The sequence below is a fragment of the Actinospineispora acaciae DSM 45401 genome, assembly GCF_000620785.1.
GTDB lineage: Bacteria > Actinomycetota > Actinomycetes > Mycobacteriales > Pseudonocardiaceae > Pseudonocardia > Pseudonocardia acaciae.
On sequence record NZ_JIAI01000001.1, the window covers coordinates 1,368,666 to 1,379,361 of the forward strand.

Annotated in this window: 7 protein-coding genes; 2 read left to right on the plus strand and 5 right to left on the minus strand. The window is 71.5% G+C overall.

From position 1 onward, the window contains the following. Positions 1–67: 67 nt before the first annotated feature. On the minus strand, positions 68–3,751 hold the full coding sequence (locus N912_RS0106615; RefSeq protein ID WP_028921828.1) for an nSTAND1 domain-containing NTPase: 3,684 nt from the start codon (positions 3,749–3,751) through the stop codon (positions 68–70). Positions 3,752–3,882: 131 nt separating this feature from the next. On the opposite strand from N912_RS0106615, the gene N912_RS0106620 reads away from it, so the two are divergent. Beyond that, positions 3,883–5,256 carry a sugar porter family MFS transporter gene (locus tag N912_RS0106620; protein WP_064745161.1) on the plus strand — a complete coding sequence of 458 codons (1,374 nt, stop codon included), beginning with the start codon at positions 3,883–3,885 and terminating at the stop codon, positions 5,254–5,256. 3 nt (positions 5,257–5,259) lie between these two features. Here the strand turns inward: N912_RS0106620 and N912_RS0106625 are convergent, their stop codons facing one another. The 3 genes from N912_RS0106625 to N912_RS0106635 are packed head-to-tail and all read right to left on the minus strand — an operon-like array spanning position 5,260 to position 8,759. After that, the gene (locus N912_RS0106625; RefSeq protein ID WP_028921830.1) at positions 5,260–6,456 is read right to left on the minus strand and encodes a dipeptidase; all 1,197 of its coding nucleotides are present in this window, start codon (positions 6,454–6,456) and stop codon (positions 5,260–5,262) included. A 3-nt stretch (positions 6,457–6,459) separates the two neighbouring features. Beyond that, positions 6,460–7,446: an Lrp/AsnC family transcriptional regulator gene (locus N912_RS49910; protein WP_051579758.1), complete on the minus strand. Its 987-nt coding sequence runs from the start codon at positions 7,444–7,446 to the stop codon at positions 6,460–6,462. Further along, complete coding sequence (locus tag N912_RS0106635) at positions 7,446–8,759, minus strand: MFS transporter (protein WP_051579947.1); 1,314 nt, start codon at positions 8,757–8,759, stop codon at positions 7,446–7,448. The genes N912_RS49910 and N912_RS0106635 overlap by 1 nt, the downstream gene beginning before the upstream one ends. A 150-nt stretch (positions 8,760–8,909) precedes the next feature. Between N912_RS0106635 and N912_RS49915 the strand changes: the two genes are divergently transcribed. Beyond that, entirely contained in the window at positions 8,910–9,425 is a 516-nt protein-coding gene (locus N912_RS49915) for a VOC family protein (RefSeq protein ID WP_051579759.1), read from the plus strand. A 13-nt stretch (positions 9,426–9,438) separates the two neighbouring features. Here N912_RS49915 and N912_RS0106645 read toward each other — a convergent pair whose 3' ends face one another. Next, entirely contained in the window at positions 9,439–10,656 is a 1,218-nt protein-coding gene (locus tag N912_RS0106645) for an ABC transporter permease (RefSeq protein WP_028921832.1), read from the minus strand. Between the last annotated feature and the right edge of the window lie 40 nt (positions 10,657–10,696).

Consider the following 10,696-nt stretch of genomic DNA (forward strand, 5'->3'; position numbering starts at 1 on the left):
GTCACATGTGAGGTATTACACCCGACCTGGAGGCAAGGTAGGCCGCCGATCGACGGGATGTCCAGGGTCAGTCGCAGACGTTCCGGAAATCGGGACCGGGTGGCACCTGCCGCTCCCACTCGGCCGGGGTCAGTGACCTGCCGAGCTGGTCGCACAGCCAGGCGGGCACGTCGTCGAGGTAGTCGACCGACCACTGCCGGACGGTGCCGTCCGCGGCGGCGGTGATCAGAACGCGGCCGTCGCGGGAGAACAGCACGGTGTTGACCACATTCTGGTGGCCGGCGAGCGGCGGGCCGATCTGTTGGTGGGTGGCCACGTCCCACAGCCGCGCGGTCCGGTCCCCGCCTGCGGATGCCAGCGTCCGCCCGTCCGGGCTGAATACTACGGACCTGACCTCGCCCTGATGACCCCGCAGCGGCTCCCCGACCTGCTCGTGGGACACAGCGTTCCACAGCCGTATGTCGCCGTCGCCCTCGCCGGTCACCACCCAGCGGTTGTCCGCGCTGAAGGCCACCGAGGTGATCTCGCTGGTGGACCCGTGCAGTGTCGGACCGAGCTGCTCGTGGGTGGCCGCGTCCCACAGTCGCAGGCCGCCGCTTCGCCCCCCGGTCGCCAGCACCTTCCCGTCGGAGCTCCAGGCGAGCGAGTTGAGCGGCCATCGGTCCTGCGGTGCGTCCGGCGGGCCCAATGGCGGGTCGAGCGCGTGCGCGCCGGGGACGTCCCACACCCGCGCGCTGCCGTTCCCGTGGCCGCCTGCGGCCACCGTTCGGCCCGGGCCGGCGGCCAGGCTGAGCAGGGGACGGTCGGGGACGGCGGCGACTGTCCCGGTCAGTGTGCCGCTGTCCACGTCCCAGGCGCGCAGCGTGCCGCCGCGGTCACCGGCGTAGAGGGCGCGGCCGTCGGGGCTGAACGCCATCGCCAGGACCTCGCGGGCGCCCGGACCCGCCAGCGGAGGGCCGGCCGGCGCGCGCGTCGCGGTGTCCCACAGCCGCACGATGCCGTCGTCACCGCCGGTGGCCAGCAGCCGTCCGTCCGGGGCGAGCGCCGCCACACCGCTGAAGCCGCTCGGCGGCCGGACGGGGGCACCGATCTGGCGGTGCGGCCGGGTGTCCCACAGCCGGATCTCGCCGTTGCCGCCGATGGCCACGACGCCGCCGTCGGCGCTCACCGCCGTCGAGTAGACGGTCCCCGACGGGGCGGCCAGCGGGGTGCCGAGCTGTTCTCCGGTCGCCACCTCACGGACCAGCACCGCGCCGTCCTCACCCGAGGACACCACCGTGCGGCCGTCCGCGCTGAACGCCAGCGCGAGCACCATGCCCCGGTGCGCGGTCCACGGGGCGCCGATCGTCCGTCCGGTGGTGGCGTCCCATACTTGGATCGTGCCGTCCTCGGCGCCGGCGGCAACGGCCCGACCGTCCTGGCTCAGCGCGACCGAACGGAGCGCGCCGCGCGAACCGATCAAGGGTTGCCCAATTGGTTGCCGGGTGGCCAGGTTCCACAGCCGCGCGGTGCCGTCCCACCCCGCGGAGACCAAGGTCGCGCCGTCGCGGCTGACGGCCATCGCGTCGCTACGGCCGCCCCGCTGATTCCCTACTTCTCGCTGCGTAGCGACGTCCCAGAGCCGTACGGTGCCGTCGACCCACTGCGCGATCAGCGTCCGGGAGTCCGGGGTGAAAAGCACGGCGGATGGCGCGATGGACGGCGCACCGGCGAAGGGAATGCCGACCTGCTGGTGGCGGTCCAGGTCCCACAGCCGCACGAAGTGGTCGACCGTCGCCAGCATGCGGTGGTCGGGGCTCAACGCCAGGGTGTGCACCTCGCCGGCGTCGCCCGCGAGGGGTGGGCCGAGCGGGCGCCGGTGGTGGGCGTCCCACACCTGCACCGGCCCGCTCCAACTGTTCTCCGCCACGAGCTGGCCGTCCGCGCTGACCGCCAGTTCTTGGACCGGGCCGCGTCCCCCCGGCAGCGTGCCGCTCCAGGGCAGCGTGGCGGCCGACAGCATGGGGTGGCGCGCCTCGGCGGTGGGGTTGATGCGCCACGCCGCCACGCTCAGCAGCTTGGACATGGGCTGGTCGGTGTCCCGCAGCGCCTGGCTCCGGGTGATCAGCTGGGTCGCGATCGCGGCGTCGCGCTGGTGGACGCTGGCCTGGTTGGCCCGCACCGCGACCACCGCGACCGAGGCGAACCCGACGGCGAGCACCGCGAGCAGCGCGGTGAGGGCTCGGCGGCGTCGCGTGGTGCGGAGCCGCGCGCGGACGCTGGCCCGCAGGAACTCGCGCTCGTTGTGGCCCAGCGGCGTCTGGCGGGGATCGGCCCGGATCCGTTCGGTGGTCGCGGTGGCTTCGTCGAGCACGTTGCCCCGGTAGAGGTAGGCCGGGTCGCGGGACCCGGCGGCCCACTCCTCGGCCACCGCGCCGAGCCGGGTCCGGACGATCCGGTCCGCGCGCGACTCGGCCAACCAACTGTCCCGCAGCAGCGGCCAGGACGTCAGCAAGACCTCGTGGCTGATCTCCACGGTTCCGGCGGCCATGGTCAGCAGCCGCTCGGCGGTGAACGCCTCCAGGACGGCGGTGACCTCGTCCGACTCGTCGGAGCCGTCCTGGACCAGGTCGGCGAGGGCGACGCGGTCGGCGGTGTCCACGCCGTCGGGGCTGGTCGCCACCAGCCGGGTGAACACCCGCCGCGCCTGGGCCTGTTGTCCCGCGGTGAGCGAGTCGTACGCGCGCTGCGCGGTGGTCCCGACCGCCCGCTCCACGCCGCCGGTGCGCTCGTAGTCGGCCAGGGTCAGCGCGGTACCGGCCCGGCTGCGCCAGGCCTGGTCCAGGGCGTGCGAGAGCAGCGGCAGCGCGCCGGCGCCGGCCGACCCGGCGCGCATCCGCGCCAACAGCTCCTCGACCAGGTCGCCGTCGACGCTCGAACCGGCCCGGGCGGCCGGCTCGGTGATGGCCAGCCGCAGCTGCCGCTCGGTCATGGCGGTGACCAGGTAGCGGTTGCGCACCGCCGAGGTCAGCTCCGGGTGGTCGGCGCAGCGCGCCTCGAAGTCGGCCCTGACCACCAGCACCACCAGCGCGGCCCGGGCCGACGCGGCGTGCAGCGCGGTGACGAAGCCGCGCCGCTGGGCATCGTCCGTGCACTGGGTGAACAGCCGCTCGAACTGGTCGACCACCACCAGCAGCCGGCCGGCCTCCGCCTGGTGCACAGTCCGGTGCACAGCCTGGCACGCGACCAGCGCGAACGAGGCCGGGTCGGTCCCAAGGCCCCGCAGCACGGACGGGGCGTCGGTGCCGGCCAGCGGGGCGATCCGCACCGCCAGCTCGTTCAGCGGCGCCTCGGTCGGCGTGAGGATCAGGGACGGCCACGTCGACGCGTCCGGCGCCCCGGCCAGCCCCGCCCGCCGCACCCGGGGCAGCACGCCGGCGCGCAGCAGCGACGACTTGCCCGCGCCGGACACACCGGACACGACCAGCGGCCCGGGGTCGTCCAGCCGGGCGGCGACCAGCTCGCGGAGCTCCTCCACCGCCGCCTCCCGGCCGAAGAAGAACGCCGCGTCCGCCTGGTCGAACGCGCCGAGGCCCCGGTACGGGGACTCGCCTGGCCCGATGGCCAGCGGCGGCGGCCCCACGCCGTCGGACGGGGTGCCGTTGTAGACGTAGATGTACTGGGTGTTGCCGTCGCCGACCTGGACGCCCTGCGCCTCCCGCGCGTCGACCGCGCATCTGTCGGCCGGATCGGCGTCCGGCGTGTCCCCCACCGCAATCCCCCGCGTGTCAGTGCCGCCGGCAGGCTACCGTCCATGCCGATCGGGCATTGCAGTGGTCTGGCTCACAGCCTCGAAACCTTGTACGTTTCCTGCCAAGTCATCGGTTTCGAGGGGGAACAGAGATGGCATTCACCGGTATATCAAGTCTCTTCGACAGCGCGCGCGGCATACCTGGGCCCGCTCGAAGAGTCGTCTACGGCGCCGCCACCGTGGCATTCGTGTACGGATATGACCAGGGCTCCATCGGCGGCGCGGAGCTTTACCTGGAATCGCAGCTCGGGTTGTCGCCGTTGACGAAATCCATTGTCGTCACGGCGGTGCCCGTCGGGACGTTGTTCGGCGCGCTGGCCGGAGGGAAGATCGCGAACGCGATCGGGCGCAAGCCCTCGATGATGGCCATCGCCGTCGGGTTCCTGGTGCTGTCGGCGCTGCAGGGCGCCGCGGTCGATGCCTGGTCGCTCACCGCGATCAGGCTGGTGCTCGGGCTGGTCGTCGGGGTGTCCATCGTGGCCGCGCCGCAGTTCATCGCCGAGTCGGTCACGGCGACGATCCGAGGTTCCGCGCTGGTCACGTTCCAGGTAGCCACGGTGGTCGGGTTGACGGTGTCCTACATCGTCGCCGTCGCGCTGTCGGCCACCGAGAGCTGGCGGCTGGTGCTCAGCATCGGCGCGCTGCCAGGGCTGCTGGCCATCGCGCTGTTGTACAACCTGCCGGACACCCCGCGCTGGTACCTGATGAAGGGCCGGCGCGACGAGGCGCTGCACACGCTGCGCAACGCCGAACCGGACAAGGACCCGAACGAGCAGGTCGCCGCGATCGAACAGGACCTGCGGGCCGTCGAGTCCGGGCGGTTCCGGCAGCTGTTCCGCCCGCCGCTGCGCAAGGCCGGCGTCTTCGTCGTCGGGCTGGGCCTGCTCGTCCAGCTCACCGGCATCAACGCGATCGTCTACTACAGCCCGTCCATCATGCGCGACGTCGGTTTCAAGACGACCTCGGGTGCGCTGCTCGGCGCGGCAATGCTTCAGGTCATCGGCCTGGTCGCGGTCATAGTGGCATTCCTTGTCGTCGATCGGTGGGGCCGGCGCCCGGTGCTCATGACCGGAATCGGCGTGATGCTGGCGGCGAACGTCGTGATGGTTATCGCGTTCGCGTCCGGTACGGCCCAGGTGCTCGGCTTCATCGGGGTGGCGCTGTTCCTGATCGGTTTCCAGTTCGGATGGGGCGCGCTGGTGTGGGTCTACGCCGCCGAGAGCATGCCGGCGCAGATGCGTGCCGTGGGCGGGTCCGTTCTGATGGCCGCCGACCTGTTCGGCAACATCGTGATCGGCCTGTTCTTCCCCAACGCGATGGCGTCGATGGGCGGCGTGTGGGTCTTCGCCCTGTTCTTCGTGCTGTCCGCGATCGCCATCACGTTCGTCTACCGGCTCGCACCGGAGACCAGGTACCGCCCGCTGGAGGACATCAGGACGTACTGGGAGCAGGGCGGGCGCTGGTAGCCGTCACCAGATCTGGTTCAGCACCCGCAGCACGTTCCCGCCGATCACCGCGCGGATCTCGTCGTCGCTGTAGTCGTGCTGGACCAGCCACCCGACGATGTTGAAGAAGTTCTCGGTCGGGTTCTCCAGGCCGGAGACGTAGGGCACCTCGGTGAACTCCGGCCAGTTCACCATGTCCTGACGGATGCCCAGGTCGAACGCGCTGTGCAGGCCCACGTGGTCGCCGTAGAGCGTGTCCGGCCCGAACCCGACGTGCTCGATGCCCATCAGGTCCACGCAGTAGACGAAGTGGTCCATCACGGACTCGAGGCTGTGCGCGCGGTGGCCGGGCGAGATGGTGGTGTGCGGCGCGGCCTCGATGCCGAGCACGCCGCCCGAGCGCGCGCACGCGAGCAGCACGTCGTCGGGCTTCATCCGCCGTGACGGCCAGACCCCGCGCGCGCCCGCGTGGGTGATCAGGACCGGGGCGGTGGACGCCTCGATCACGTCCAGGCAGGTCTGGTCGCTGGAGTGGGACACGTCGATGGCCATGCCGAGCTTGTTCATCCGCTCGATGGCCCGGCGGCCGAACGTGGTCAGGCCGCCGTCGCCGGGCTCCTTCAGCCCGGAGCCGAGGTTGTTGGACTCCGAGTACACGACGCCCATCTGCCGGATCCCGAAGCCGTAGAGCATGTCGATGCGGTCCACCTCGTTCTCGATGGCGGTGGCCGCCTCCAGGGACAGCACCATCGCGAGCTGGCCCTCGCGGTGCGCCTCGGTGATGTCGTCGACCGAGTACGCCACCCGCACGTAGTCCTGCTTGGCGAAGTCGCACAGCCGCAGCCCGAGGTCGACCATCAGGTCGTCCCACTTCCAGCCGGCGGAGCTGGTCACGCAGCCGTAGCCGTCCATCAGGTTGTCGAACACCGCGGTCATGCCGGACTCGGACAGGCCGCGGTAGCCGGTGCGGGTGCGGCCGGTCTTGACGTACGGGATCAGCTCGGACATGTCGTCGGGGTAGATGTGCGGGTGGTCGTGCAGGCTGATCACGATCTCCTCGTCGAGGATCCGCTGTACCCGCTGCCGCTGCGCGTCGCTCAGGCCCAGCTCGTGGCCCGGCACCCGGTCGCGGTCGGCGGCCAGGTGGAAGGACCGGTAGTCGGTGCCCTCCTCCAGGTAGTCGTACGAGCGGTAACCGCTGTAGCGGCGTGCGACGGTCATCCTTCAGACGTCCCTTCTCTGGTAGGCCCGCTTGTGCGTGTCCAGCACGACGGAGGTCTCCACGGAGTTGATGCCGGGCAGCGCGGCGAGCGTCTCGGCCAGGAACCGGTAGAGCGCGTCGATGTCGGCGAGCACCACCTCGCAGCTCACGTCGGACGTCCCGGTCGTGACCGACACGTACCGCACCGGGGCGTGCCCGCACAGGCTCGCGGCCACCGCCTCGATCTCGCCGAGGCGGACCCGCAGCCGGACGAACGCCTCCAGGCCGAAGCCCAGCAGCGCGGGGTCGATCTGCGGCGCGAACGCCAGCGCCCGCCGCTCGATGAGCCGGTTGATCCGGCGGCTGACCATGGACTCGCTGACCCGGTGCCGCTCGGCCAGATCGACGTTGCCCCGCCGTCCGTCCGCCGTCAGGTCCGCCAGCAGGGCGTGGTCCAGCGCGTCCAGCTCCAGCACCTCGTTCGTGTCCGGGGTCGCCGAGGCCGCCGGTCGCAGCCGGGCGGCCACGTCGTCGCCGAGGACCTGCGCGGCCCAGCCCCAGTCCAGCTTGAAGTTGCGCAGCACCGTCTCGGTGGTGGTGGCGGTGACCCCCGGAAGCTGCCCGATCTCGTCGTCGAGCACCCTGGCCAGCTCCCGGGTGGTGGGCACGATCAGCTCGGTCACGATGTCGTACGAGCCGGACAGCCGCACCACCAGCCGGGCGTCGCGCCGCTCGGCCAGCCCGCGCGCCACGGTGGCCGCCTGGCCGGGCCGGCACCGCAGGTAGACCCAGTGCGACTGGCCCAGCCCGCAGCGCATCGGGTCGGCCAGCCCGACCACGTGCACCAGGCGATCGTCGATCAGCCGCTGCGCGCGGCGGGCCACCGTGCTCTCCGCCGCGCCGAGCGCCCTGGCCACGTGCGCCCAGCTGGCCCGCCCGTGCACCGCCAGTGCGGCCAGGATCCGCCGGTCCAGCTCGGTGAGGGTGGCCGGGACGGTTCCGGTCGGCATCAGTCCAGCTCCCGGTCGTTGGTCTCGGGCATCAGCGCGTACACCACGACGCCGATGACGGCCGCGACCGCCGGGTACAGCCACACGTGCCCGCCAAGGCCACGGCTCTGCATCCACGTCGTGACGTACGGGGCGGTGCCGCCGAACAGCGCGACCGTCAGCGAGTAGGAGAACCCCATCGCCGTGGTCCGCACCCTGGCCGGGAACTGCTCGGACATCACCGCCGCGATCGTCGCCGAGTAGCACGCCAGGCAGGTCAGCCCGAGCACCTCCACCACCAGCACCGCGACGAACGTGCCGGCCTCCAGGATCCGGAACGCCGGCCAGGCCACCGCCAGCAGCCCGACCGCGAACGCGAGCAGCACCGGGCGGCGCCCGAACCGGTCGGCCGCGCGGGCGACCAGCGGGATCATCGCCAGGTAGTAGACCAGGCCGATCGTGTTCGCCAGCAGCGCGGCGTCCAGCGGGATGCCCGTCGCCTTGTGCGCGTAGCCGGGCATGTACGTCAGGAACAGGTAGTACGCGATGGTCCCGGCCAGGTTCATGCCGACCACCCGCAGCATCCCGCCCGGCTGCGCGAGCACGCCCCTGGCCAGCTCGCGGACCGTCCGGGTGTGCCGGCCCTGCGCCACCATGGCGGTGAAGGCGTCCGTCTCGTCCGCGCGCACCCGTACCCACAGGCCGACCAGCCCGAGCAGCGCGCCCACCGCGAAGCCCACCCGCCAGCCCCACTCCGCCATCGGCCCCGGCGGCACCAGCCAGGTCAGCGCGGCGCCGATGGCCGACGCGATCAGCGCGCCCGCGCCCACCGAGACCTGCTGCCACGAGCCCGCGAACGCCCGCCGCCCGGGAGGGGCGGACTCCACCAGGAACGACGACGAGGAGGCGAACTCGCCGCCGGCGGAGAACCCCTGCACCAGCCGGGCCAGCAGCAGGATCACCGGGGCGGCCACGCCGATCGAGCTGTACGGCGGGCAGACCGCGATGACCAGCGATGCGCCGGCCATCAGCGAGATCGTCAACGTCAGGCCGGCCTTGCGGCCCCTGCGGTCCGCGTAGCCGCCGAGCACCGCGCCGCCGATCGGCCGCATCAGGAACCCGACCGCGAACACGGCCAGCGTGTTCAGCAGCTTGACGGTCTCGTCGTCGCCGGGGAAGAACCGCCCGGAGATGAACGGCGCCAGCGTCGCGTAGAGCACCCAGTCGGTCCACTCCACCGCGTTGCCGACCGAACCGGCCACGATCGCCCGCCGCCGCGCGGCCCCGAACCGCCGGCCGTCCGCCACCGCCGGAGCCGAGCCAGGTCCGCTCATGGTGGCGCCCACCTCTCGACGTGACCGGAGTCTTGACCTCAGAGATAGTGAAGTGCCGGACTCGTGCAGTCAAGGGCCACCAGATGAGGGATTCTCGCACGGCTAGCCAGCGGTCAGGAAGTGACCGGAATGCCTCGCAGAATCCGGGGCATGGACAACGACATCCTGCTCCCCGCTCGATCCGTCCCGGTCGACGGCGCCGTGCTCAACCCGTTCGTGATCGTTGACGACGCCGCCGGCCTGATCACCTTCGTCTCCGAGGTGTTCGGGGTCCGCGAGACCGCCGAGGCCAGAACGCCGATGCCCGACGGCAAGCTGATCCACGCCGAGCTCAGGCTCGGGACCGTCAACCTGATGGTGGCCGACCGGCTCGACGGATGGCCGGCCCGCCCCGGACTGCTCCAGGTGTGGGTCCGGGACGTGGCGGCGGTGCTGGAGCGCGCCACCACCCGAGGCGCCACGACGGTGACCGAACCGACCGCGTTCTACGGTGAGACGACGCTTGGCCGGATCCTCGATCCCTGGCGCAACATCTGGTGGCTGTGGGCGCCCGCGCCGGGCCAGCCCGATCCGACGCCCTCCTGGGAAGGCGGCTCGGACGTGGTGTTCTCCACGCTGGACGAGGTGTTGCGGTCGTTGGCTCCGGACCGGCGCCCGGGGTTGTAACCCTCGCGGTGTCCTACTGGTAGCGCAGCGCCTCGATGGGTTGCAGTTTGGCGGCGCGTAGCGCGGGGTAGCCGCCGGCCATCAGGCCGATGCACAGGCTCACCGTGAACGCGACCACGATGGCCGGCGCCGACACCTCGGGGACACCGAAGTCCTCCGACAGCTTGGGGATGATCGCCGCCGCGGTCAGGGTGATGGCGATGCCGAGCGTGACGCCGATCAGGCCGCCGATGCCGGCCAGCACCGTCGACTCGATCAGGAACTGCTTCATGATGGCCAGCCTCGGCGCGCCGATGGCCTTGCGGATGCCGATCTCCCTGGTTCGCTCGGTGACCGAGACCAGCATGATGTTCGCGACCCCGATCCCGCCGACGATCAGCGAGATGCCGGCCACCGCGACGATGAACAGGCTCAGGAAGAACAGGAACTGCGTGATCTCCTCCAGCTGACCCTGCAGCGCCTCGACGTGGAAGTCCCGTTTGGACGGGTCGCTGATGTTGTGCCGCTCGGACAGGACCTCGGTGATCTGTTTGACCGCATCCGGCACGGCCGCGACGCTCGTCGCCTTGATCGCCATGCCGTTGATCGTGTCGCCGCCGCCGACCAGGTTCGCCCTGGCGGTGGTCATCGGCATCAGGGCAATGTCGTCGTCGTGGCCGTCGGACTTGACCACGCCGATGACCTTGAAGTTGGCCCGGCCGATGCGCAGCGTGGAGCCGATCGCGTCGCCCGCCCTGCCGCCGTACAGGTTCGCCACCGGGTTCGGGCCGAGCAGCACCACCTTGGCCGCCGCCTTGTCGTGGTCCTCGGTGAACATGGAGCCGAGGATGATCTCCCGGTTGTTCACGCTGAGGTACTCCGGCGTCGAGCCGACCACCGAGGTCCGGAACTGCACGTCCCCCCTTGTGGCGATGTGCTGGCCGCTGACCTGCGGGATCACCGCGCGGATGGCCGGCGCGCGGTTCTTGTCGCGCAGCGCGGTGACGTCGGCGTTCTTCAGGTCGCGGGCCTTTCCGCCGCCGGGCACCGAGCCCTCGATCTTGTTCACGATGATCGCGGTGGCCAGCTCGCCGAATGTCTTGTTGAACCCCGCCTTCATGCCGTCGCCCAGTCCGACGAGCACGATCACGGCGGTCACACCGATCACGATGCCGACCGTGGTCAGCGCGGACCGCAGTTTGTTCACGCGCAGGCCACGCAGCGCGATGATGAATGCTTCTTTGAGGTTCATCCGGTCCGCCCCGTCGTGCGTAGTCGCTGAATAGCATCGG

Coding starts and splice junctions, on each gene's coding strand:
- N912_RS0106620 (WP_064745161.1), top strand. CDS start 3,883: ATGGCATTCACCGGTATATCAAGTCTCTTCGACAGCGCGCGCGGCATA.
- N912_RS0106625 (WP_028921830.1), bottom strand. CDS start 6,456: ATGACCGTCGCACGCCGCTACAGCGGTTACCGCTCGTACGACTACCTG.
- N912_RS49910 (WP_051579758.1), bottom strand. CDS start 7,446: ATGCCGACCGGAACCGTCCCGGCCACCCTCACCGAGCTGGACCGGCGG.
- N912_RS0106635 (WP_051579947.1), bottom strand. CDS start 8,759: ATGAGCGGACCTGGCTCGGCTCCGGCGGTGGCGGACGGCCGGCGGTTC.
- N912_RS49915 (WP_051579759.1), top strand. CDS start 8,910: ATGGACAACGACATCCTGCTCCCCGCTCGATCCGTCCCGGTCGACGGC.
- N912_RS0106645 (WP_028921832.1), bottom strand. CDS start 10,656: ATGAACCTCAAAGAAGCATTCATCATCGCGCTGCGTGGCCTGCGCGTG.